Origin of the sequence: Pseudomonas sp. LF-5, assembly GCF_037626295.1 — a bacterium.
Classification (GTDB): Bacteria; Pseudomonadota; Gammaproteobacteria; order Pseudomonadales; family Pseudomonadaceae; genus Aquipseudomonas; species Aquipseudomonas monsensis.
The window spans coordinates 271,889-295,274 of the sequence record NZ_JARKMT010000006.1 but is presented as its reverse complement, the minus strand read 5'-3'; the positions used below and the strand labels follow the sequence as shown (position 1 = coordinate 295,274).

Annotated in this window: 17 protein-coding genes; 12 read left to right on the top strand and 5 right to left on the bottom strand. The window is 60.7% G+C overall.

What is annotated here, in order from left to right; all coding sequences use genetic code 11:
• Positions 1-272: 272 nt before the first annotated feature.
• Positions 273-590 (top strand): hypothetical protein, encoded by a 318-nt coding sequence (locus PseuLF5_RS19320; RefSeq protein ID WP_340134343.1) that lies wholly within the window; start codon positions 273-275, stop codon positions 588-590.
• A gap of 528 nt (positions 591-1,118) precedes the next feature.
• The gene (locus PseuLF5_RS19315; RefSeq protein WP_007915674.1) at positions 1,119-1,958 is read left to right on the top strand and encodes a 23S rRNA (adenine(2030)-N(6))-methyltransferase RlmJ; all 840 of its coding nucleotides are present in this window, start codon (positions 1,119-1,121) and stop codon (positions 1,956-1,958) included.
• Positions 1,959-2,083: 125 nt separating this feature from the next.
• On the opposite strand, the gene msrA is transcribed toward PseuLF5_RS19315, so the two are convergent.
• The 5 genes from msrA to aceE form a co-directional block, all read right to left on the bottom strand.
• Entirely contained in the window at positions 2,084-2,749 is a 666-nt protein-coding gene (gene msrA, locus PseuLF5_RS19310) for a peptide-methionine (S)-S-oxide reductase MsrA (protein WP_123448336.1), read from the bottom strand.
• A gap of 205 nt (positions 2,750-2,954) precedes the next feature.
• Positions 2,955-5,651 carry a putative bifunctional diguanylate cyclase/phosphodiesterase gene (locus PseuLF5_RS19305; RefSeq protein ID WP_123470799.1) on the bottom strand — a complete coding sequence of 899 codons (2,697 nt, stop codon included), beginning with the start codon at positions 5,649-5,651 and terminating at the stop codon, positions 2,955-2,957.
• Between the two features lie 254 nt (positions 5,652-5,905).
• Positions 5,906-7,303 (bottom strand): alkaline phosphatase D family protein, encoded by a 1,398-nt coding sequence (locus PseuLF5_RS19300; RefSeq protein ID WP_340134382.1) that lies wholly within the window; start codon positions 7,301-7,303, stop codon positions 5,906-5,908.
• 277 nt (positions 7,304-7,580) lie between these two features.
• Entirely contained in the window at positions 7,581-9,524 is a 1,944-nt protein-coding gene (gene aceF / locus PseuLF5_RS19295) for a dihydrolipoyllysine-residue acetyltransferase (RefSeq protein WP_336347840.1), read from the bottom strand.
• A gap of 11 nt (positions 9,525-9,535) precedes the next feature.
• A complete protein-coding gene (aceE, locus tag PseuLF5_RS19290; RefSeq protein WP_123470804.1) occupies positions 9,536-12,181 on the bottom strand; it encodes a pyruvate dehydrogenase (acetyl-transferring), homodimeric type in 2,646 nt (881 codons plus the stop codon).
• A gap of 262 nt (positions 12,182-12,443) precedes the next feature.
• On the opposite strand from aceE, the gene PseuLF5_RS19285 reads away from it, so the two are divergent.
• The 10 genes from PseuLF5_RS19285 (at position 12,444) to PseuLF5_RS19240 (ending at position 23,249) form a co-directional block, all read left to right on the top strand.
• Positions 12,444-12,569, top strand: a complete 126-nt coding sequence (locus PseuLF5_RS19285) for a hypothetical protein (RefSeq protein ID WP_256198919.1) — start codon at positions 12,444-12,446, stop codon at positions 12,567-12,569.
• Positions 12,566-15,505 carry a bifunctional [glutamate--ammonia ligase]-adenylyl-L-tyrosine phosphorylase/[glutamate--ammonia-ligase] adenylyltransferase gene (gene glnE / locus PseuLF5_RS19280; RefSeq protein WP_340134340.1) on the top strand — a complete coding sequence of 980 codons (2,940 nt, stop codon included), beginning with the start codon at positions 12,566-12,568 and terminating at the stop codon, positions 15,503-15,505. Before PseuLF5_RS19285 ends, glnE begins: the two co-directional genes overlap by 4 nt.
• Positions 15,506-15,812: 307 nt before the next feature.
• Complete coding sequence (gene waaF, locus PseuLF5_RS19275; protein WP_340134338.1) at positions 15,813-16,847, top strand: lipopolysaccharide heptosyltransferase II; 1,035 nt, start codon at positions 15,813-15,815, stop codon at positions 16,845-16,847.
• Position 16,848: 1 nt separating this feature from the next.
• Positions 16,849-17,910 (top strand): lipopolysaccharide heptosyltransferase I, encoded by a 1,062-nt coding sequence (gene waaC, locus PseuLF5_RS19270; RefSeq protein ID WP_123470809.1) that lies wholly within the window; start codon positions 16,849-16,851, stop codon positions 17,908-17,910.
• Complete coding sequence (locus PseuLF5_RS19265; protein WP_222833809.1) at positions 17,910-19,031, top strand: glycosyltransferase family 4 protein; 1,122 nt, start codon at positions 17,910-17,912, stop codon at positions 19,029-19,031. The genes waaC and PseuLF5_RS19265 overlap by 1 nt, the downstream gene beginning before the upstream one ends.
• A complete protein-coding gene (gene rfaP / locus PseuLF5_RS19260) occupies positions 19,032-19,838 on the top strand; it encodes a lipopolysaccharide core heptose(I) kinase RfaP (RefSeq protein ID WP_186746179.1) in 807 nt (268 codons plus the stop codon). It begins immediately after the preceding gene.
• Positions 19,838-20,572 carry a lipopolysaccharide kinase InaA family protein gene (locus PseuLF5_RS19255; protein ID WP_123470815.1) on the top strand — a complete coding sequence of 245 codons (735 nt, stop codon included), beginning with the start codon at positions 19,838-19,840 and terminating at the stop codon, positions 20,570-20,572. Before rfaP ends, PseuLF5_RS19255 begins: the two co-directional genes overlap by 1 nt.
• Positions 20,569-21,321, top strand: coding sequence for a lipopolysaccharide kinase InaA family protein (locus PseuLF5_RS19250; protein ID WP_123470816.1), 753 nt, complete (start codon positions 20,569-20,571; stop codon positions 21,319-21,321). Before PseuLF5_RS19255 ends, PseuLF5_RS19250 begins: the two co-directional genes overlap by 4 nt.
• On the top strand, positions 21,321-22,772 hold the full coding sequence (locus PseuLF5_RS19245; protein ID WP_123470818.1) for a lipopolysaccharide kinase InaA family protein: 1,452 nt from the start codon (positions 21,321-21,323) through the stop codon (positions 22,770-22,772). Before PseuLF5_RS19250 ends, PseuLF5_RS19245 begins: the two co-directional genes overlap by 1 nt.
• A gap of 141 nt (positions 22,773-22,913) precedes the next feature.
• A complete protein-coding gene (locus PseuLF5_RS19240) occupies positions 22,914-23,249 on the top strand; it encodes a YceK/YidQ family lipoprotein (protein WP_123470820.1) in 336 nt (111 codons plus the stop codon).
• The last annotated feature ends 137 nt before the right edge of the window (positions 23,250-23,386 follow it).

The window sequence follows — 23,386 nt, the reverse complement described above, 5'->3', positions numbered from 1 at the left end:
GCGGTGGGTTGCAGGGATAGTCTTTTCGTTGTCACTGCGAGAGTGGTGACGGGTGTAGGAACCCTGAGAAATTCACCGCGCATCAGCGCTGTCGTTTGATTGCGGCACTTAATTCGTGCCCCAGATATCTTTGCGGCGGCTGTGCGCGGGAACGCTTCGGCGTAGCTGAGTTTGGTGGGTTCCTCAGTTTCCTACTCCCGCGTATGGCTGCCACCCAAACCTGTAGGAAGGTCATTTGGCAGCCTCTCTAAACCTATTGAGGTACAACTGATATGACTATGCTTAAGCCCGATCCACCCTACGAAAAAATCACTCCCCATCCCGACAACCGCTTCATGGCCCTCACCGGCAATTGCAGCGACATGCCCACCCTGTTCATCGACACCCACGTGCCTCTCGACATCCTTATGGACGCCGCCAACCATCGTCTGCGCGCCGTGATCCAGGTGCTGGAAAACATGTGCATGCGCGGCTCGGTCGAATGCGACTCCGTCATCCTCAGCGACTTCGCCCAGCTCTGCGTAATCCCCTTGCGCGACGGCTGCGATGTGCTCGATGTCATCGGCAAGCGCCTGCGCGCCGCGCCATAAAAGCAAAGCCCCTCACCCTAACCCTCTCCCAGAGGGAGAGGGGACTGACCGAGTCGTCTGGGTGATGTACGCCGACTAGCGACTTCAGCGGTGAACTTCGCTTGGCCAAGCCTGGAGGGTGGCGTTCTTTCGGGGGACTGACCGAGTTGTCTGGGTGATGTACGCCGACTTGCGACTTCAGCGGTGAACTTCGTTTGGCCGAGCTTCGGGTGACTGACCGAGTCGTCTGGGTGATGTACGCCGGCTTGCGACTTCAGCGGTGAACTTCGCTTGGCCAAGCTTCGGGGGACTGACCGAGTTGTCTGGGTGATGTGCGTCGACTAGCGACTTCCGCGCTGATCTTCGCTTGGCCAAGCCTGAGATCACGCTGATCTTTCAGGTCGATGTAACTCGCAAGATCACCACGGTCAGTCCCCTCTCCCTCCGGGAGAGGGTTAGGGTGAGGGAAAGGCTTTTGTCCACTCGGCTGCGAACCCCTGACTTGCCGCCCGGTAAAAGGTAAACTTTGCGCCCTTCGCAGGAGCAGCCATGAATTATCGTCACGCCTTCCATGCCGGCAATCACGCCGATGTGTTCAAACACCTGACCTTGACCCGCCTCATCGCCCTGATGTCGCGCAAGGAGCAGCCGTTTGCCTATCTCGACACGCACGCCGGCATCGGTCTGTATGACTTGCAGGGCGATCAGGCCAATCGCACCGGCGAATACCTGGAAGGCATTGCGCGGTTGTGGGATCAGCCGGACCTGCCGGCGCTGACCGCCGACTACATGAAGGTGCTGCACGAGATGAACCCGGATGGCCAGTTGCGCTACTACCCGGGTTCGCCGGAGCTGGCGCGGCGCCTGACCCGGCCGCAGGATCGGGTGATGCTCAACGAGAAGCACCCGGAAGACGGCGTGCTGCTCAAGGACAACATGGCCGGTGATCGCCGGGTCAAGGTTCACCTCGGCGAGGGCTGGCATGTGGCGCGGGCGATGTTGCCGGTGCAGGAAAAGCGTGCGGTGATGTTGATTGACCCGCCGTTCGAGCAGCTCGATGAAATGCAGCGCTGCGCGGCGTCGTTGAAAGAGGCGATTGGTCGCATGCGCCAGACGGTGGCGGCGATCTGGTATCCGGTGAAGGATCAGCGTGCGTTGCGTCGGTTCTATCAGGATCTGGCCGGTACCGGTGCGCCGAAGTTGCTGCGCGTGGAACTGCTGGTGCATCCGCTGGATACGCCGAACAGCCTGAACGGTTCGGGCATGGCGATTGCCAATCCGCCGTGGGGGCTGGAGGAAGAATTGCGTGAGTTGCTGCCGTGGCTGTCGAAGAAGCTGGGGCAGACCCAGGGTGGGTGGCAGATGGATTGGTTGATTGCCGAGAGTTGATCAGTTGGTTTGATGGTGTCTGATCGGACGCCTTCGCGGGCAAGCCCGCTCCCACAGGTTTAGCGCCGAATTCACAATCGCGCATCACTCTGTGGGAGCGGGCTTGCCCGCGATGCTTTCAGGGTTCAGTTCCCCGCGAGGCTCGGTGGCATGCACACGCCGGTGCCGCCAATCCCGCAGTAACCCTCAGGGTTTTTCGCCAGATACTGCTGGTGATACGCCTCGGCGAAGTACACGGTTGGCGCCTGTTCGATCTCGGTGCTGATCTCGCCCAGACCGGCCTTCGACAATTCCGCCTGATACACCGCTTTGCTCTTCAGCGCCGCATCCAGATGCTCAGGCGAGGTCGCGTAGATCACCGAGCGGTACTGGGTGCCGATGTCGTTGCCCTGACGCATGCCCTGCGTCGGGTTATGCAGCTCCCAGAACATTGCCAGCAGCTCTTCGTAGCTGACTTTGGCCTTGTCATACACCACCAGCACCACTTCGGCGTGGCCGGTCAGGCCCGAGCAGACTTCTTCGTAGGTCGGGTTCGGCGTGAAACCGCCGGCATAACCCACGACCGTGCTGACCACGCCTTCACGCTGCCAGAAGCGGCGCTCGGCGCCCCAGAAGCAACCCAGGCCGAAAATCGCGAAGTCGACGTCCTGGAAAAACGGGCCAAGCAGCGGGGTTTCTTCGAAGACGAAGTGTTTTTCAGGCAGGGTCATCGCGGTTTCGCGGCCGGGTAACGCTTGTTCTTTGGTCGGTAGCACGTTCTTGTTCACCAGAATTTCCGAGCGCAGAACCATGATCGTTCCTCTCAGTCAGGTTGGATGTAAAAAGTCAGACCGCCAGTGTGCCCAATGATGCCCGGTTAATCACTACCCAAAATGTGCGGGTACTCGCCCCACTGTAGGCCTTCGCCTGCTCGCGATAGCGGTATTTCAGTGACAAATAGTTGATTGACCCACCGCTATCGCGAGCAGGCGAAGGCCTACAGGGAAATGTAGAGGATTAAAGGCAGAGCGGGCCGCGCGGGTAGCGTTTGAGGGCGTGGATCAACTCGTTGCCCGGGATCGGCCGGTCGAAGAGGTAGCCCTGGCCGACGTCGCAGCGATGACGGCGCAGGAACGCCAGTTGCTCGGCAGTCTCGATGCCTTCGGCCACGACCTTGAGCTTCAGGTTGTGGGCCATGGCGATCACCGCCGAGGTGATTTCCATGTCGTCCTGGTTGTCCGGGATTTCGTGGATGAAGCTGCGATCAATCTTGATGATGTCGATCGGGAATTTCTTCAGGTAGCTGAGCGACGAATAACCGGTGCCGAAGTCGTCCATGGCCAGGGTCAGGCCCAGGCGCTTGAGCTGGTCGAGCTGCAAGTGCGTGTCTTCGGTGGCTTCCAGCAGCAGGCCTTCGGTCAGCTCCAGCTCCAGCAGGTTGGCCGGCAGCGCTTCTTCCTTGAGGATGTTGGCGATCGAGGCGACCAGATCCGGATCGGAGAACTGTTTCGGTGACAGGTTGATCGCCACTTGCAGATTGCCCATGCCCGCGGCGGTCAGCGCCTTGCTCATGCGGCAGGCCTGACGGGCGATCCACTTGCCGATCGGAATGATCAAGCCGGTCTCTTCGGCGACGCTGATGAACTGGTCCGGGCGGATCATGCCGCGCTCCGGGTGATTCCAGCGCAGCAGCGCTTCCATCCCCAGCAGGCGACCGCTGCGCAGGCACAGCTTGGGCTGGTAGAACACGTCCAGCTCGTTCTGGGTCAGGGCGCGGCGCAGGTTGTTTTCGACGAACAGCTTGTAACTGGCCTCTGCGTTCAGTGCTTCGGTGAAAACCTGTACCTGATGTTTGCCGTTGGCCTTGGCCTTGTGCAGGGCCAGCCCGGCGTTGCGCATCAGGGTTTGCGGGTCGCGTCCGTGCAGCGGCGCACAGGCCAGGCCGACCGAGCCGGTGACGCTGATCAACTGGTTGTCGACGAACATCGGTTTGTCGAGGGTCATCAGCAACTGGCTGGCGATTTGTTGGCCGGCCTCAAGATCGGTGTTGTCGAGCAGTACGGCGAATTCGTTACTGGCGAACCGGGCGAGGCTGCCGCTCGGGCTCAGGCTGTTGCGCAGGCGCCGGGCGAGGCTGATCAACAGTTTGTCGCCGGTCTGGTGACCGAGGCTGTCGTTGATCCGCTTGAAGTTGTCGATGTCCACCAGCAACAGGCTGATCGGCGTATCGCTGTCGCGGGCGAAGCGTTCATCGAGGTTGCGGATAAACGCCGGACGGTTGCCGAGGTTGGTCAGGTTGTCGGTGTAGGCCAGACGTTCGATGCGCTGCTGCGCCAGTTTGGTCTGGGTGATGTCTTCGTAGATGCCGATGTAATGGGTCAGTTCGCGGTTGTCGCCGTAGACCTTGGAGATCGACAGCTGCCCCCAGTAGGGTTCGAGGTTTTTCCGGCGGCTCTTGAATTCGCCCTGCCAGCTGTTGCTCTTGGCCAGCGCCGAGGGCGCGTCGAACAGCAGTTCGCTGAGGTTTTCCAGAGCCGGCAGCTCCGACAGGCGCTGGCCATGGACTTCCTCGGTGGTGTACTGGGTGATCGCGGTGAAGCTGGGGTTGACGTACTCGACCACACCGTCGCAGTTGACCAGCAGAAAGGCGTTGGCGCTTTGCTCCACGGCACGCTGGAACAGGTGCAGGGCGCTGGTGGCGGTGCGGCGGTTGTGGTTGTTGATGACCTGGGCGAACTGGTCGGCCAGCTCACCGGCAAACGCAATTTCGTCGGACTGCCAGGCGCGGGTGACGCCGGTCTGTTCCAGGCACAGCACGCCAACCACCTGGCCATCGACGCGGATGCTCGCGTCGAGCATGGCGTTGACGTCGCGCGGGCGCAGGGCTTCGGCCATCTCGCGGGTGCGCGGATCACGCATCGCGTTATGGGCGTCGATGGCGCGGCTGCTGTGCAGCGCTTCCATGTAGTCGGGGAAGCTGCTGATGTCGATCACATCCGGGAGAATGTATTCTTGGGTCGCGCGGTGGTAGGCCGAAATCGGCACCAGTTGCTGGCCTTCGAGGTTCCACAGGCTGGCGCAGTCGATCTCGTAGATGTCGCAGGCGCAGCGGGTGATCAGCTCGGCGGCTTCCTGCAACGAATTGTGCGAACTGTAGCGCTGGCGGGCGAGCAGCAGAATCAGGTCTTGCTGGGCGCGCACGCGTTCGAGGTGCTGCAGTTGCTCCTGCTGGGCGCGCTGGTTCAGTTCCAGGGCGATCTGCAGGCGAGAGTTCTGGGTTTCGAGGTCGACCGAGGGCAGTGACGACGCTTCGTCGAACACATCGTCGACCGCCAGCAGATAGCCGCGCAGCAGGTGCCGATTGTGTTGTTTATAGGCTTCACCCAATTCCAGGACGCTCAGCGTGCCGGCGGCGGTGTGCAGGGTGTAGCGCACCAGATAGTGCGGGCTGGTGCCGAGCTGCTGCTGGATGGTGTCATGCAACTGATAGCGCGCTTCGGGTTCCATCAGGCTGGCGTACGGCGAGCCGACCAGTGCGCACAGTTCAACGGCCGGTTGACCGAACTGGCGCTCGCAGTTGGGGTCGAGAAACAGCATCGCCCAACTGGCTTCATTCAAGCGCTCGAAACGCAGCATGCCGAGCCGCGAGGGCACAGGCAACTGCGTCACTACCTCGGCCGCCATACGGCTGGCGGCATCGGGTTGGCTCTTCATGAAGGGAACTCGCTTGGAAATATGCTGAACGCGCCGGGCTCTCGCCCTCTTAACTGTTGCCTGCGGCAAGGTTGCATCATTGCGGCACTGACTGACAAGAGAGATGAAGGCCAAGTGCTATAAGAATGTGTCGGCCGCGCGGGGCATTTCTCCAGCGCCTCTTGTAAAAGAGCAAAGGATCGCCGCCTGCAGCAGCGCCTACAGGGGACGCCTACCCAGGTAGGCGCTGCCGCAGGCGGCGATCTTTTTCGATTTCAACGCAGTTTGATCCTGACGGATTGCAGCTTCTTGCCATCCCGATCATGGTAATTGATCAAAATATGATCAGTCTCCACCACGACATGGGCGAAGTTGTCCTCGCTGACCACCGTACTGGTCAGCTCATGCCGATAATCGCCCGCTGCCGTGCGCACCAGCGGCTGATCGAGGATGAAGGTGGAGGCTTTGGCATAGGGCAGCAGCTTGCTGTTGCACAGTGGCGAGGAAACGATGGTGTGCACTTCGAAGTCAGCGTCTTCGCTGTGGCTCAGGCGTGCAGTCAGCGATCCATGCACATCGCCGGAAACAAACACGACATTTCTGATGCGCTGGGTGCGGATGGTTTCCAGCAGCCGCAGCCGCTGTTCCGGGAAGGCTTTCCAGGCATCGTCGCCATGCCGTTTGCGATCCGGGTAGAACATCACGCTGGTGACCACGAACTTGACCCGTGCCGGGCTGTTGACCAGCCACGTGAGCAACGCCTGTTCCTGCGCCTCATCCAGGATACGGCGATTATCGGCCGACAAGTTGCGGCGAGTGCGGCTGTCGGTCACGAACCATTCAATATCGCCGTCACGGAATTGATACCAGTAATGATCAAGTTTCGAGCGGTCAACTTCACCGTTAGTTGTCAGTGAATGTGCCGGGCTGTGACTGGCTTGATACAACTCATAGGCAGCCATGGCGTTGCGGTATAACTCATGGTCGGACTTTCCGGCGTTCGCCGGCCAGTTATCTTCGATTTCATGGTCGTCGAGCATCATGTAAGTCGACGTTCCAGACATCAGCCGTTGTATATGCGGTTGCGAGAATGCGGCGCGGTACTTGAGAAGGATGTCTTTATATTCCCGGTCGGGGGCGATCAGGTTCAGATCATCGACATAGATCTGGTCTCCGGTCATGAGTGTGGCACTGACCGGCGGTTGCGCACCTTCGATCAACTGGTTGATGGACGCAAAGATCCGGTCGCCCAACTGCGGCAGCGAAGCGATGCCGGCGGTCATGCGCAAGTAGCGGCAGGAGCCGATGATGTAGGCTCTGGGCTGCAAGGCCTGGGCGGAGCGCGTGCGGAAGCGATAGCTCTCACGTGGCCATTGCAGGGGCAACTCCGCCACGCTGTCGACGGTGTGTACCGGATTCATCGGGCTGAACCACATGGCCTGGTATTCGTACTCGGTATCCGCATTCAAGTTGTTGAGTGTCAGTACTTCTGACATGTCACGTAATTCGCTTAGTCTGGCGAAAGTCACGCTTGACCATTGTTGGGAATCGACAGCGCGATAACGAACTGCCGCAAATACGGTTGCATTGTTTTGATGCTCGCCGCGAATAAAGATGCGCGCATGGTTAGTTGTGACGTGGCCAATGATTGGGCCGATAGTGGGTTTGAACATGAATGAGTCCATTCGAATAAATGCTTGATAAGAATAAATAAGGCAAAACGCGTTAGTTGGCTTTGCAGTGCCAAGATTAGTTATCTGGCGCATAAAAATATCGGCGCGAAGTGGACTCGGGTCGTAGCTGATATCAGTACAACTCGTGGGAAAAATCTTGAGGGTGGTTTTCACCAGGCAAAAAAAAGCCCCGTCAAACTGACGGGGTTGAGGTACGAGCGTGTGGCGCTCGAAAGGGTGACGCAACAGGCCCTCCGTTGCCGGAGGGCCTGTTCGGTTACAGCAGGATGGTGCGGATGTCGCCCAGCAGGCTGCCCAGACGCTGGGTGAAGCGTGCAGCGGCAGCGCCATTGATCACGCGGTGATCGTAGGACAGCGACAGTGGCAGCATCAGTTTCGGCTGGAAGGCTTTGCCGTCCCAGACTGGCTGGATGGTGGCCTTGGAAACACCGAGGATCGCCACTTCCGGCGCGTTGACGATCGGCGTGAAGCCGGTGCCGCCAATGTGGCCGAGGCTGGAAATGGTGAAGCAGGCGCCCTGCATCTCGTCCGAAGACAGCTTCTTGGTGCGGGCTTTTTCAGCCAGCGAAGCGGCTTCTGCAGCGAGTTGCAGCAGGCTCTTCTGGTCGACATTCTTGATGACCGGTACCAGCAGGCCATCCGGGGTGTCGACCGCGAAGCCGATGTTGACGTACTTCTTGCGAATGATCGCCTTGCCGCTTGGCGCCAGCGAACTGTTGAAGTCCGGCAGTTCCTTGAGCAGGTGCGCACAGGTCTTGAGCAGCAGCGGCAGGATGGTCAGCTTGACGCCGGCCTTCTCGGCAACGGCTTTCTGCGCCACGCGGAAGGCTTCCAGCTCGGTGATGTCCGCCGAGTCGAATTGCGTCACGTGTGGCACGTTCAGCCAGCTGCGGTGCAGGTTGGCAGCGCCGACCTGCATCAGGCGGGTCATCGGCACTTCTTCGATTTCGCCGAAGCGGCTGAAGTCCACGACCGGAATCGGCGGGATGCCCGCGCCACCGGTGGCACCGCCAGCAGCCGGCGCTTCCTTGGCCTTCTGCATCATCGCCTTGACGTAAACCTGCACGTCTTCCTTGAGGATGCGACCGTGCGGACCGCTGGCGCCAACGGCGCTCAGCTCGACGCCGAACTCACGGGCCAGTTGACGCACGGCCGGGCCGGCGTGAACTTTCGCGCCTGGCTTGGCTGGAGCAGCAACCGGAGCGGCAGCAGCAGGTGCAGCGGCAGCCGGAGCAGCAGCGGCTGGTGCTGGAGCGCTCGGAGCAGCAGCGGCAGCAGGCGCCGCGCCTTTGACTTTCAGCTTGAGGATCAGGTCGCCGGTACCGACTTCGTCGTCCAGCTTGATGGAAACGCTTTCCACCACGCCAGCGGCAGGCGATGGAATTTCCATGCTCGCCTTGTCGGATTCCAGGGTGATCAGCGACTGGTCGGCTTCAACGCTGTCGCCAGCCTTGACCAGCACTTCGATGATCTTGGCCTTGCCGGCCGAACCGATGTCCGGAACGTGGATGTCCTGAACGCTGTCGGCCACTGGCGCAGCCGGGGCTGCTGCAGGAGCAGGCGCAGCGGCAGCGGCTGGCGCAGCAGCTTGAGCCGGAGCGGCCGCAGCAGGGGCCGCAGCACCCGCCACTTCCAGATCCAGAATCAGGTCGCCGGTGCCGACTTCGTCGTTGAGCTTGACGCTGATGGCCTTGACCACGCCAGCGGCAGGCGACGGGATTTCCATGCTCGCCTTGTCGGATTCCAGGGTGATCAACGATTGATCAGCTTCGACGGTGTCGCCGACCTTGACCTGAATCTCGATGATCTGCGCCTTGCCCGACGAACCGATGTCCGGCACGTGCACTTGCTGAACCGAAGCGGCAGCAGGGGCAGCGGCTGGTGCAGCGGCAGCAGGAGCGGCGGCTGGTTTGGCTTCAGCTTTGGCAGCCGGTGCCGCAGCAGGAGCAGGGGCCGCTTGCGCGGCGCCCTCGACTTCCAGCTCCAGCAGTTCGTCGCCTTCTTTCAGACGGTCGCCCAGCTTCACTTTCAGGCTTTTGATGACGCCGGCTTTCGGGGCTGGCACTTCCATGCTGGCCTTGTCCGATTCCAGGGTCAGGATGCTCTGGTCGGCTTCGATGCGGTCGCCGACCTTCACAAACAGTTCAATTACTTCACCTTCACCGCTGCCGATGTCAGGTACGCGAATGAGTTCGCTCACAAAATGTCTCCTCAGCAGTCCAGTGGGTTGCGTTTTTCCGGGTCGATGCCGAACTTGACGATGGCCTCGGCCACGACTTTAGGTTCGATATCACCACGGTCAGCCAGTGCTTCCAGGGCTGCCAACACCACGAAATGACGGTCGACTTCGAAGAAATGACGCAGTTTCTTGCGGCTGTCGCTGCGGCCGAAACCGTCGGTGCCCAGGACTTTGAATTCCTTGGACGGTACCCACTGACGGATCTGCTCGGCGAACAGCTTCATGTAGTCGGTCGATGCGATGACCGGACCTTTACGGCCGCTCAGGCATTCTTCGACGTAGCTCTGCTTAGGCTTCTGGCCAGGCTTCAGGCGGTTGCTGCGCTCCACGGCCAGGCCGTCGCGACGCAGTTCGTTGAAGCTGGTGACGCTCCACACGTCGGCGCCGACGTTGAACTCTTCACGCAGAATCTTCGCCGCTTCACGGACTTCACGCAGGATGGTGCCGGAGCCCATCAGCTGAACGTGGTGCGCCGCGTCGCGGGTGTCTTCTTCGAGCAGGTACATGCCTTTCTTGATGCCTTCTTCGGCACCGGCCGGCATGGCTGGCTGCTGGTACGACTCGTTCATCACGGTGATGTAGTAGAAGATGTCCTGTTGTTCTTCGGTCATCTTCTTCATGCCGTCCTGAATGATCACCGCCAGCTCGTAGCCGTAGGTTGGATCGTAGGTGCGGCAGTTCGGGATGGTCGCGGCCAGCAGGTGGCTGTGACCGTCTTCGTGTTGCAGACCTTCACCGTTCAGGGTGGTACGGCCGGCGGTGCCGCCGATCAGGAAGCCACGGGTGCGGCTGTCGCCAGCGGCCCAGGCCAGGTCACCGATACGCTGGAAGCCGAACATCGAGTAGAAGATGTAGAACGGCAGCATCGGCTGGTTGTGGCTGGAGTACGAAGTACCGGCGGCGATGAACGAGCTCATGGCGCCTGCTTCGTTGATGCCTTCTTCAAGGATCTGACCTTTCTGGTCTTCCTTGTAGAACATCACCTGGTCTTTATCGACTGGCTCGTAGAGCTGGCCGACGGAGGAGTAGATGCCCAGTTGACGGAACATGCCTTCCATACCGAAGGTACGGGCTTCGTCCGGGATGATCGGAACGATGCGCGGGCCGATTTCCTTGTCCTTGACCAGTTGCGCGAGGATCCGCACGAAGGCCATGGTGGTGGAAATTTCACGGTCGCCAGAACCATCGAGGATGGCTTTCAGAGTATCCAGGTCCGGCGTCGGTACGCTGAAGCTCTGAGCGCGGCGCTGCGGAACGAAACCGCCCAGTGCAGCACGGCGCTCGCTGAGGTAGCGGGCTTCGGCGCTGTTTGGCTCTGGCTTGAAGAACGGCAGGTTCTCCAGCTCTTCGTCCTTGACCGGGATGTCGAAACGATCGCGGAACAACTTCAGGCTGTCGACATCGACTTTCTTGGTGTTGTGCGCGGTGTTCTTCGCTTCGCCGGCACCGGTGCCATAACCCTTGATAGTCTTGGCCAGGATGACGGTCGGTTGTTCTTTGTGGTTGACCGCTTCGTGGTACGCCGCGTAGACCTTGTACGGGTCGTGACCACCACGGTTGAGCTTCCAGATCTCGTCGTCGGACAGATCGGCAACCATCGCCTTCAGTTCAGGCGTGTTGAAGAAGTGCTCGCGAACGAACGCGCCGTCTTTGGCTTTGTAGTTCTGGTACTCGCCGTCGATGACTTCGTCCATGCGACGCTGCAGGATGCCGTCGACGTCTTTGGCCAGCAGTGGGTCCCAGAAACGGCCCCAGATGACTTTGGTCACGTTCCACTGAGCACCGCGGAACACGCCTTCGAGTTCCTGGATGATCTTGCCGTTGCCGCGAACCGGGCCGTCGAGGCGCTGCAGGTTGCAGTTGATGACGAAGATCAGGTTGTCCAGCTTCTCGCGGCCGGCCAGGGAGATCGCGCCCAGGGATTCCGGCTCGTCGCACTCGCCGTCGCCCAGGAAGCACCAGACTTTCTGTTTGCCCGGCTGGATGAAGCCACGGTGTTCCAGGTACTTCATGAAGCGTGCCTGGTAGATCGCCTGGATCGGACCCAGACCCATGGATACGGTCGGGAACTGCCAGAAGTCAGGCATCAGCCAAGGGTGCGGGTAGGACGACAGGCCCTGACCGTCGACTTCCTGGCGGAAGTTGTTCATCTGGTCTTCGGTGATGCGGCCTTCCATGAATGCGCGGGCGTAAACGCCTGGCGAGGTGTGGCCCTGGAAGTAGATCAGGTCGCCGCCGTGTTCGTCGGTCGGGGCCTGGAAGAAGTAGTTGAAGCCGATGTCATACAGAGTCGCACTGGAGGCGAAGCTGGAGATGTGACCACCCAGGTCAGAATCTTTCAGGTTCGTACGCATTACCATGGCCATCGCGTTCCAGCGTACCAGCGAGCGAATGCGGCGTTCCATGAACAGGTCGCCAGGCATGCGTGCTTCGTGGGTCACGGGGATCGTGTTGCGGTAAGGCGTGGTGATGGCGTAAGGGAGCTGCGAGCCGCTGCGGGTCGCGAGTTCACCCATACGGGTCATCAGATAGTGAGCACGGTCTTCGCCTTCTTTGTCGAGAACCGATTCCAGGGCGTCCAGCCATTCCTGGGTTTCGACGGGATCGAGGTCTTGCATGGCTTGCTCCAGGGCGGAAAGGCTTCCAGAATCGGTTGCCTGAGTTTGCGACTGGCCTTGTGGGCAGACGATTTAAAATTCTTGGATTGCCGACAGGTTGTTCCGGCGGCGTGTAGTTTTACTACAAATCTTTGAGCATTTCAGCCTTTCGGATGTATAGACGAGTAGTAAAACTACAGATGAAAGGCTTGTGGCCTCCGACTGCGTTGTGAGAATAATCGTTAAGGTTGGTCGATTACCATCCGTAAAAGGTGAAACTTTGATGCTGGATGCTAAAGAAGAAGAAATTTCAGCTATTTCTAACTTTTGTTCGACAGTCCTTCGCGTAGCGGGTTTTCATCAAACACTACAAGCGGCCATTTACACGCCGATCAAGGATAGACCATGACCCTGCCCGTGCTTGCAGAACTGCCCGCCATTCTCCTGCCGTTGGTCACTCGATCCGAGCAGTCGTTCCGTACGGCCGTCGCCTCACTCGAAGACGATCACGGCTTCGCCAATTGGACGCCGGAGCGCTGGGCGCAATTCGCCCGCGTCAGTGCCGCCAGCGATTTTGTCATTGAACAGAGCGTTCGTGACCCTTTGATGTTGTTGTCGCTGGTGCAGTCCGGCGAGCTCGATCGGCCTTTCGCGCCGGGTGAACTCTGTGCACAGATTGCCGCCGCCGTGAGCGAAGCGCAGAGCGAAGACGAACTCGGTCGTGTGCTGCGTCGCCAGCGCGCGCGCCATCAGGTGCGGATTATCTGGCGTGACCTCAATCGTCAGGCCGATCTGGTGCAGACCTGTCGCGACCTTTCGGACATGGCCGACGCCACCATCGACCAGGCCTATCAATGGCTGTACAGCCGCCATTGCCAGCAGTTCGGCACGCCCACCGGCCGGCGCAGCGGGTTGCCGCAGCAAATGGTCATCCTCGGCATGGGCAAGCTCGGTGCGGTCGAGCTCAACCTGTCTTCCGACATCGACCTGATCTTCGCCTACCCCGAGGGCGGCGAAACCGTCGGGGTGAAACGCGCGCTGGATAATCAGGAGTTCTTCATTCGTCTCGGCCAGCGCCTGATCAAGGCGTTGGACCCGATGACCGTCGACGGTTTCGTGTTCCGCGTCGACATGCGCCTGCGCCCCTACGGTTCGTCCGGCGCGCTGGTGCTGAGCTTTAATGCGTTGGAGCAGTATTACCAGGATCAGGGGCGCGACTGGGAACGCTACGCGATGATCAAGGCGCGGGTGGTGGCCGGCGATCAGGTGGCGGGTGCGCAGTTGCTCGACATGCTGCGGCCGTTCGTTTACCGGCGTTATCTGGACTTCTCGGCGATCGAAGCGCTGCGCACCATGAAGCAGTTGATCCAGCAGGAAGTGCGGCGCAAGGGCATGGCCGACAATATCAAGCTCGGCTCCGGCGGTATCCGCGAAGTCGAGTTCATCGCCCAGGCCTTCCAGCTGATTCACGGCGGGCGTGATCTGAGCCTGCAACAGCGTCCGCTATTAAAAGTATTGAGCACACTGGAAGGGCAGGGTTATCTGCCGCCGGCGGTGATCAGCGAATTGCGCGAAGGCTACGAATTCCTGCGCTACACCGAACATGCGATTCAGGCGATTGCCGACCGCCAGACCCAGATGCTGCCGGACGGCGCTCAGGATCAGGCACGCATTGCGTTCATGCTCGGATTTGCCGACTGGGAGGCGTTCCACGAAAAGCTGATGTTCTGGCGCGGTCGCGTGGCCTGGCATTTCGCGCAAGTGATTGCCGACCCCGATGAGGAAGAAGGCGCCAGCTGTGAGGTGGTGGTGGGCGGCGAGTGGCTGCCACTGTGGGAAGAGGCGCAGGACGAAGAGGCGGCGTGCCGGCAGTTGGAGGAGGGCGGTTTCGCTGATGCGACCAAGGCCCTCAAAGCCCTCGCCAGTTTGCGCAGCAGCCCGCAGTTGCGGGCGATGCAGCGTCTGGGCCGTGAGCGGCTCGATGCCTTTATTCCGCGTCTGCTTGCGCAGGCGGTGGAGCACGACAATCCGGATCTGGTGCTCGAGCGTGTACTGCCGCTGGTTGAAGCGGTCGCCCGGCGCTCGGCTTATTTAGTGTTGCTGACGGAAAACCCCGGAGCCCTGCGACGCTTGCTGACGCTGTGCGCGGCCAGCCCGTGGATTGCTGAGCAGATCACCCGTTTCCCGCTGCTGCTCGATGAGTTGCTCAACGAAGGCCGGCTGTTCAAGCCACCGTTGGCGCCAGAGCTGGCTACCGAGTTGCGCGAGCGCCTGACGCGGATTCCCGAGGACGACCTCGAGCAGCAGATGGAAGCCCTGCGTCACTTCAAGCTCGCGCATCGCTTGCGCGTCGCCGCCTCGGAAATCGCCGGCAGTCTGCCGCTGATGAAAGTCAGCGATTACCTGACCTGGCTGGCCGAAGCGATTCTCGAGCAAGTGCTGGCGCTGGCCTGGCGCCAGACCGTGGCCAAGTACGGCACGCCGCTGCGCACCGACGGCACTTTGTGCGATCCCGGCTTCATCATTGTCGGTTACGGGAAAGTCGGCGGGCTGGAACTGGGGCATGGTTCGGACCTTGACCTGGTGTTTATCCATGACGGCGATCCGCAGGCGGAAACCGACGGGCCGAAGCCGATTGATGGCGCGCAGTTCTTTACCCGGCTGGGCCAGCGGATCATTCACCTGCTGACGGCGCAGACCAACTCCGGTCAGCTCTATGAGGTGGACATGCGCCTGCGGCCATCCGGTGCCTCGGGGTTGCTGGTCAGTTCGCTGGGTGCGTTCGAGCGCTATCAGGAAAATGAAGCCTGGACCTGGGAGCATCAGGCCCTGGTGCGCGCGCGGGTGCTGGTGGGCAGTCAGGATGTCGGCCAGGCGTTCGAGAAAGTCCGGGCGCAGGTCTTGGGCAAGGCGCGGGATCTGGCGAAGTTGCAACAGGAAGTCAGCGAGATGCGCGCGAAGATGCGTGACAACCTCGGCAGCAAGGGCACCGCGGCCGGTACTGCCGCCAATGCCTTCGAAGCCACGGCGCCGTTCGACCTCAAGCAGGACGCCGGAGGTATCGTCGATATTGAATTTATGGTGCAATACGCGGCCTTGGCGTGGTCGCACAACCACCCGCCATTGCTGCGCTGGACCGATAACATCCGCATTCTGGAAGAGCTGGAACACGAAGGGCTGATGCCTGCCGAAGATGCCAGCCTGTTGCGCGAGGCCTATAAGGCCTACCGCTCCGCCGCCCACCGGCAGGCCTTGCAGAAGGACGCCGGAGTGATTGCGGGAGACCAGTTTGCCGACGAGCGCCGGCAGGTTTTGCGGATCTGGAAAGAGTTGGGGCTAAGCTGAAACCGGTTTGTGTAGCACCCAATACCCTGTGGGGGCGAGCTTGCTCGCGAAGACGGAGTGTCAGACGACACCGATGTCGGATGTGATGGCCCCTTCGCGAGCAAGCTCGCTCCCACAGTGGATCTACAGTGTCTGTAGATCTGAAGCAGGACGAACAAACCATGTGGGAGCGAGCCTGCTCGCGATAGTGGAGTGACAGTCGACAGTCATGTTGAAGGTAATGACCCATCGCAAGCAGTGCCGCTCCCTCAGTGATTATCGAGGCGGGGAGGCGTAAATGCCTCCCCGGTTCGTTTATGGAAACCACATGAATATTCTGATCGTTGGGCCCAGTTGGGTCGGTGACATGGTGATGGCGCAGACACTGTTTCAGTGTCTCAAGCAGTGCCACCCGCAATGCCAAATCGACGTGCTGGCCCCCGAGTGGAGCCGGCCTATCCTTGAGCGCATGCCCGAAGTGCGCAAAGCCTTGAGCTTCCCGCTCGGCCACGGTGCGCTGGAATTGGCGACGCGCCGGCGCATCGGCAAATCCCTGGCCGGCCAGTACGATCAGGCGATTCTGTTGCCCAACTCGCTGAAGTCGGCACTGGTGCCGTTCTTCGCCGGGATCAAACAACGCACCGGCTGGCGCGGCGAGTTTCGCTATGGCCTGCTCAACGATGTGCGCACTCTCGACAAGGCGCGTTATCCGCTGATGATCGAGCGGTTCATGGCCCTGGCCTATGAACCGAACGCTGAACTGCCGAAACCGTATCCGCGCCCGAGCCTGCAAATCGACCCGGTGACCCGCGAAGCGGCCCTGGCCAAATTCGGCCTGACCCTCGACCGCCCGGTGCTGGCCCTGTGCCCTGGCGCCGAGTTCGGCGAGTCCAAGCGCTGGCCGTCCGAGCACTACGCCAAGGTCGCCGAAGCGCGCATTCGTGAAGGCTGGCAGGTGTGGCTGTTCGGTTCGAAAAACGATCATGCGGTGGGCGAAGACATCCGCGCGCGGCTGATTCCCGGCCTGCGCGAAGAGTCGGTCAACCTCAGTGGTGGTACTTCGCTGGCCGAGGCGATTGATCTGCTGTCCTGCGCCGACTCGGTGGTGTCCAACGACTCCGGCCTGATGCACGTCGCGGCGGCGCTGAACCGTCCGCTGGTGGCGGTCTACGGCTCGACCTCGCCAGGCTTCACGCCACCGCTGGCCGAACATGTCGAAATCGTCCGTCTGGGCCTGGAGTGCAGTCCGTGTTTCGACCGCACCTGCCGGTTCGGCCATTACAACTGCCTGCGCCAGCTGATGCCGGACGCGGTCAACGATGCCTTGCAGAGGTTGCAGGGCTCCGTGGTCGAGGTTCATTAAGTTGCGGGTATTGCTGATCAAGACTTCATCGCTGGGCGACGTGATCCACGCGTTGCCGGCGCTGACCGATGCCGCCCGGGCGATCCCCGGGATCAAGTTCGACTGGGTGGTGGAAGAAGGCTTTGCCGAGATCCCGACCTGGCACCCGGCCGTTGGCAAGGTGATTCCGGTGGCGATCCGCCGCTGGCGCAAAAACCTCTGGAAGACCCTCGCCAGTGGCGAGTGGAAACGCTTCAAGCAAAGCGTGCGTGCTCAGAAGTACGACTTGGTGATTGATGCTCAGGGTCTGCTGAAAAGTGCCTGGCTGACCCGTTACGTCAAAGCGCCGGTGGCCGGTCTCGACAAAGGTTCGGCGCGAGAGCCGATGGCTTCGCGTTTCTACGACCGTAAACTGGCCGTGGCCCGTGGTCAGCACGCCGTCGAGCGCGTGCGCCAACTGTTCGCCATCGCGCTGGGCTACGACCTGCCTAAAGGCTTGGGCGATTACGGTTTGAACGTCGAACGTCTGGTCGAATTGCCGCGCAAAAACGCCTTTGTGGTGTTCCTCCACGGCACCACGTGGGACACCAAACACTGGCCGGAAGCCTATTGGCGCGAGCTGACCGAGCGCGTTGGCTATCTCGGCGTTGGCGTCAAACTGCCGTGGGGCAACCCGCAGGAAAAGGCCCGCGCCGAACGCATCGCCGCTGGCTTCAAGCACGCTGAAGTGCTGCCGAAACTCAATCTGGCCGGCGTTGGCAAAGTGTTGGCCGGTGCGCAGGCGTGTGTCGCGGTGGACACCGGCCTTGGCCATTTGGCCGCCGCGCTGGACGTCCCGACCATCTCGCTCTTCGGTCCGACCAACCCGGGCCTGACCGGTGCCTACGGCAAGTTGCAGATTCACCTGGCCAGCGACTTCCCGTGCGCACCGTGCCTGCAAAAGAAATGTACTTACCAACCGACCGCGCAGGATGCCCGTCAGTTTGACCTGAAGCGTGAACAGCCTTTGTGCTTCACGCGTCTGAACCCCGAGCGTGTCGCCAGCCGACTGAGCACGTTGTTGATGGCTGAGGAGCTGCGCTGATGCAATTGGCATTCGTCCTGTACAAATATTTTCCGTTCGGTGGCTTGCAGCGTGACTTCATGCGCATCGCCCTCGAATGCCAGAAGCGCGGCCATCAGATCCGCGTCTACACGTTGATCTGGGAAGGCGACGTGCCGCCGGGTTTCGAAGTGCTGGTGGCGCCGGTCAAGGCGTTGTTCAATCATCGGCGCAACGAGAAGCTCACGGCGTGGATGGAAGTTGACCTGGCGAAACGTCCGGTGGACCGGTTGATCGGCTTCAACAAGATGCCGGGGCTGGACGTCTATTACGCCGCCGACGGCTGCTTCGAAGACAAGGCGCAGAACCTGCGCCACTCGCTGTACCGCCGCTGGGGCCGCTATCGCCACTTCGCCGAATACGAGCGCGCAGTGTTCGCCAAAGACGCGAAAACCGAAGTGCTGATGATTTCCGAAGTGCAGCAGCCGCTGTTCATCAAGCATTACGACACCCCGCTCGAGCGCTTCCACCTGCTGCCGCCGGGCATTGCCCAGGATCGTCGGCGCCCGGCGGATGCCGATGAGATTCGCGCCGGTTTCCGTGCCGAATTCAACCTCAAGGATGACGAGTTGCTGCTGGTGCAGATCGGTTCCGGGTTCAAGACCAAGGGCGTCGATCGCAGTCTGAAAGCGCTGGCGGCGTTGCCTGCCGAACTGAAGAAACGCACCCGGTTGTTTGTAATCGGCCAGGATGACCCCAAATTGTTCCAGATGCAGAGTGCAACTTTGGGCCTGGGCGACAACGTGACCTTCCTCAAGGGTCGCAGCGATATCCCGCGTTTCCTGCTGGGCGCCGACCTGTTGATCCACCCGGCGTACAACGAAAACACCGGTACGGTGCTGCTCGAAGCGCTGGTGGCCGGTTTGCCGGTGCTGGTCAGCGCGGTTTGCGGTTACGCGCATTACATCGCCGAGGCGGACGCCGGGCTGGTGCTGGACGAACCGTTCGATCAGGCGCAGTTGACCGAGTACCTGAGCCGAATGTTGACTGATGCCTCTGCACGCGCGGCCTGGAGCCGCAATGGTCTGGCCTTCGCCGAGACGGCCGACCTCTACAGCATGCCGCAGCACGCGGCCGATGTGATTCTGGCGGAGCACGCTTAAATGAAGTTGATGCTGGCTGAACCCTTCAAGTCCCTCTGGGCCGGGCGCGATCCGTTCGCCGAAGTCGAGGGCTTGCAGGGCGAGGTATACCGCGAGCTGGAAGCTCGGCGCACGCTACGCACGGAAGTCGATGGCAACGGATTTTTCGTCAAGATTCACCGGGGTATTGGCTGGGGCGAAATCTTCAAGAACTTGCTGACCGCCAAGCTGCCGGTGCTCGGCGCGGGTCAGGAGTGGCAAGCCATCCAGCGCTTGCAGGAAGTCGGCGTGCCGACCATGACCGCTGTCGCGTACGGCGAGAAGGGCAGCAACCCGGCCGATCAGCACTCGTTCATCGTCACCGAAGAACTGGCGCCGACCATCAGCCTCGAAGACTACAGCATCGACTGGGTCAAGCAGCCGCCCGAGCCAAAACTCAAGCGCGCGCTGATCGCTGAAGTTGCTCGCATGACCGGCATGATGCACCGCGCCGGGGTCAATCACCGCGACTGCTACATCTGCCATTTCCTGCTGCACACCGACAAACCGGTGACGCCGGACGATTTCAAACTCTCGGTGATCGACCTGCACCGCGCCCAGACCCGTGCAAAGATCACCCAACGCTGGCGCAACAAGGATCTGGCAGCGCTGTACTTCTCCGCTCTGGACATCGGCCTGACCCGCCGCGACAAGTTGCGTTTTCTCAAGGGCTATTTCCAGCAACCGCTACGCCGGATCCTGGCCGAAGAAGCGCCGTTGCTGAACTGGCTGGAAGGCAAGGCCAACAAGCTCTACGCGCGCAAACAGCGTTACGGGGATGCGCTCTGATGGCGGGCTGGAATCTTGAGCCGCAGTACGGCGAGCTGGCCAGCGACTTCGGCAGCCTCGAGGCCGTGTTCGCTCTGCAAGGCGAACGCCTGACCCGCGATCCGCTGTCGGAAGTCATTCGCGTACAGCGCAGCGGCGTCAATTATTACGTCAAGCGTTACGTCGGCGCCGGTAAAGGCTTGCGCCGATACCTCGGCAAGCCACGCGTGAAGATGGAGTGGCAGAACCTCAAGCGCTTCGCCAAATGGGGTATTCCTACCGCTGAAGTGGTGGCCTGGGGGCTGGAGCGACGTGGTGCGGCGTACGACCGTGGCGCGCTGATCACCCGCGAACTGCCGAAAACCGAAGACCTCTCGGCCCTGGCCGAGCGCAAGGATCCGAAACTCAAGGATCCTGCCTGGGTCGATGGCGTCAGCCGGCAACTGGCGGGTTACACCCGGACGATGCATGATCACCGTTTTACCCATAACGATCTGAAATGGCGCAACCTGCTGGTCGATGACCAGGCGCGGATTTTTCTGATTGATTGCCCCAATGGCGAGTTCTGGCGCGGCTTCTGGCTCAAGTACCGGATCACCAAGGATCTGGCTTGTCTCGACAAGCTCGCCAAATACCACCTGTCCAATACCCAACGCCTGCGCTTCTATATGCAATACCGCCAGTGCGATCGGCTCAATGACGCCGACAAGAAACGGATTCGGCACGTGGTGAGATTTTTCGAGGGACGCGAATGACCGATTTTCTGGCCGAAGAGGACCGTGCGTTGCTTGAACGCCATGGCCTCGGCACTTTTGACGCGCTGTGGGCCAAGCAACTGGAGGCCGTCGACGAACCGAACACCGGGCGGGGTGGCTGGAGCAGTGTTTTTCGTCTGGATCTGGAGGGGCGCGGTTATTACCTCAAGCGCCAGAGCAATTACCTGACCCGCACGTTGCATGCGCCTTTCGGCGAGCCCAGTTTTACTCGCGAGTTTCGCAATATCCGACGCTACCAGAAGCTCGGCATCCCGGCGCTGCAAGCGGTGTTTTTCGGTGAGCGCAAAGTGGGTGGCGAAGTCCGTGCGGTCCTGATGACCCGCGCACTGGATGGCTGGAGCGACCTGGAATCGCTGCTGCAGCGCTGGTCGCAACTCAGTGAGGCGCAACACTCGGCGATCCTCAAGGCCTGTGGCCTGCTTGCCCGCCATCTGCATGGCGTGCGTCAGGTGCATGGCTGTTTCTACCCCAAACACATCTTTCTGCAGGCCACCGGGGACGGCTATCAGGCGCAACTCATCGACCTGGAGAAGACCCGTCCGCTGCTGTTCGGCATGCGTGACCGGATCCGGGATCTGGAACCGTTGCAACGCCGTGCGCCGGAGTGGGACGAGGCGCAGTTGCGTGAGTTGCTGGCCGCTTATCTCGATCAGCCGAGCGACAGCCCGTTGCTCGACCGTTGGCTCGAGCGGCTGACCGCTCGTCGCAGTCACAAGGAGACGCGCTGATGCAATTGTCCGCGCTGGCCGCTGTCGGTCGGACCCCGCAACTGCCGCTGACGGTGACGCTGGCCGATGCTGCCGGCACGGCGGATCTGCAGTTGCTGAGCCTGCTGCGAGTGTTGCCGGGACAACGCTATGTCGGCGCCGGTGTGTGGCGCGGGCGTCCGGTGCTGGCCAAATTGTTGGTCGGCAGCAAGGCATCGCGGCATTTTCAGCGCGAGCTCGAAGGGGTGCGCCTGCTGGCCGCACAGGGTATGACCACCCCATTGCTGCTGGCCGATGGCCTGCGCGATGGCGAAGGTGGCTGGCTGCTGTTCGACTACCTTGAAGGCGCCGAAAGTCTCGGCGAGGCCTGGGCGAAAGTCGAGGCGCTACCGGTTCTGGCTGATGAACAATCGGCAGTCCTGGCCGAAGCGCTGGCTGCCATTGGCCAACTGCACGGCAAAGGCCTCTGGCAGGAAGACTTGCATCTGGACAACCTGCTGCGTCATGGCGGCCAGTTGTATTTGATCGACGGTGCCGGCATTCGTGCAGAAACCGCCGGCGAGCCGTTGTCGCGACAGAAAGTCCTGGAAAATCTCGGCGTGTTTTTCGCCCAGTTGCCCAAGAGCCTTGAGCCGTTTACCGAAGAACTGCTGGTGTATTACCTGCTGAGCAACAGCGAGCACGCGTTGCCGCTGGAAGCCTTGCAGAAGCAGATCGACAAGGTGCGTCGCTGGCGTCTGAAGGATTACCTGATCAAGGTTGGTCGCGAGTGCACGCTGTTCAGTGTCCGGCGTGGGGCTTTTGGTCTGCGGGCGATCCGTCGTGAAGAAGAAGCTGCGATGATCCCGGTGCTGGAGCAGGCCGATGCGTTGCTCAGTCGCGGTCACCTCTATAAAACCGGCGGCGCGGCGAGCGTTGGCGAGGTTAAGGTGGGTGCGCGCACGCTGGTGATCAAGCGCTACAACATCAAGGGATTCGCCCATTGGCTCAAGCGTTTCTGGCGCCCGAGCCGTGCCTGGCATTCGTGGCGCGAAGGCAATCGCCTGGCGTTTCTCGGTATCGCCACGCCGACCCCGCTGGCGGTGCTGGAGAAACGCTTTTTGTGGCTGCGCAGTCGAGCCTATCTGGTGACCGAGTTCCTGTCCGGGCCAGACATCATCGCGCGTTTTGCCCCTTACGTGGACAGTGGCGAGGCGCCCGAGCCGGAGCTGCTGGCGCTCGATCTGTTGTTCGCACAATTGATTGCCGAACGCATCAGTCACGGTGATTTCAAAGGTCATAACCTGTTCTGGCAGGACGATCGCTGGGCGCTGATCGACCTGGATTCGATGTGCCAGCATGGATCAGTCAGCAGTTTTGCGCCGGCTTATGCCCGCGACCGGGCGCGCTTCATGCGTAACTGGCCCGAGAGCAGTGCGTTGTATCAGGTGATTGATCAGCGCCTGCCCAAGGATGTATCTGGCGCCGGGTGAAAGCCCGGGAAGCTCTCACTCAGAGGTTTCGGCGATTGAGGACGAGATTTAGCGACATGTCCTACAGTATCTGCAGAAACCATGAACTGGGTACGGTTCAGCGCCGATGGTAGTTTGCCTGTCCATTTCGGAGGGCGAACCTTGACCATAAAACAGACAATGTCGTTGAGTGTTTTTTCATGGGCTCTAGCCGGTTGTGGGAGTGCCCTGACCGTATTGCAGGACGATGCCGATGCCGCTCGAGATCTGCGCAAGCAAAAAACCTACTGCCAATCCATACCGCGCATTTACAGTGGTCTGGCTTTCGACTTTTGCGTACTGAATGCGCCGCCGGACCCGAGCGGTTTTCTTGTGCCGTTTGTCTTGCTGGATCTGCCCCTTTCGGGCGTGGTCGATACGATATCGCTGCCTTATACGGTTTATCGTCAGGTCACCGATGGCAACCTCGGTATTTATTGGCGCAAGGGTGGTTATTAAGACATTGAGCAGGAATTATCTGATTCATTCGGTTCGGGCGCGATTCGTACAGGGTAATTCCCGACATGTTTACGCTATAATCCCGCCCTTTAGCTGTCTCTCGCCCGGTGCGGGGACACATCAATTTTTCAGGGCGC

What these genes read in the sequence shown, in the direction of transcription:
- PseuLF5_RS19320 (WP_340134343.1), top strand. Translation starts at nt 273, where the DNA reads ATGACTATGCTTAAGCCCGATCCACCCTACGAAAAAATCACTCCCCAT.
- msrA (WP_123448336.1), bottom strand. Translation starts at nt 2,749, where the DNA reads ATGGTTCTGCGCTCGGAAATTCTGGTGAACAAGAACGTGCTACCGACC.
- PseuLF5_RS19250 (WP_123470816.1), top strand. Translation starts at nt 20,569, where the DNA reads ATGACCGATTTTCTGGCCGAAGAGGACCGTGCGTTGCTTGAACGCCAT.
- PseuLF5_RS19285 (WP_256198919.1), top strand. Translation starts at nt 12,444, where the DNA reads ATGCTGGATGCTAAAGAAGAAGAAATTTCAGCTATTTCTAACTTTTGT.
- PseuLF5_RS19255 (WP_123470815.1), top strand. Translation starts at nt 19,838, where the DNA reads ATGGCGGGCTGGAATCTTGAGCCGCAGTACGGCGAGCTGGCCAGCGAC.
- PseuLF5_RS19245 (WP_123470818.1), top strand. Translation starts at nt 21,321, where the DNA reads ATGCAATTGTCCGCGCTGGCCGCTGTCGGTCGGACCCCGCAACTGCCG.
- rfaP (WP_186746179.1), top strand. Translation starts at nt 19,032, where the DNA reads ATGAAGTTGATGCTGGCTGAACCCTTCAAGTCCCTCTGGGCCGGGCGC.
- PseuLF5_RS19315 (WP_007915674.1), top strand. Translation starts at nt 1,119, where the DNA reads ATGAATTATCGTCACGCCTTCCATGCCGGCAATCACGCCGATGTGTTC.
- waaF (WP_340134338.1), top strand. Translation starts at nt 15,813, where the DNA reads ATGAATATTCTGATCGTTGGGCCCAGTTGGGTCGGTGACATGGTGATG.
- PseuLF5_RS19300 (WP_340134382.1), bottom strand. Translation starts at nt 7,303, where the DNA reads ATGTTCAAACCCACTATCGGCCCAATCATTGGCCACGTCACAACTAAC.
- PseuLF5_RS19265 (WP_222833809.1), top strand. Translation starts at nt 17,910, where the DNA reads ATGCAATTGGCATTCGTCCTGTACAAATATTTTCCGTTCGGTGGCTTG.
- glnE (WP_340134340.1), top strand. Translation starts at nt 12,566, where the DNA reads ATGACCCTGCCCGTGCTTGCAGAACTGCCCGCCATTCTCCTGCCGTTG.
- aceE (WP_123470804.1), bottom strand. Translation starts at nt 12,181, where the DNA reads ATGCAAGACCTCGATCCCGTCGAAACCCAGGAATGGCTGGACGCCCTG.
- PseuLF5_RS19305 (WP_123470799.1), bottom strand. Translation starts at nt 5,651, where the DNA reads ATGAAGAGCCAACCCGATGCCGCCAGCCGTATGGCGGCCGAGGTAGTG.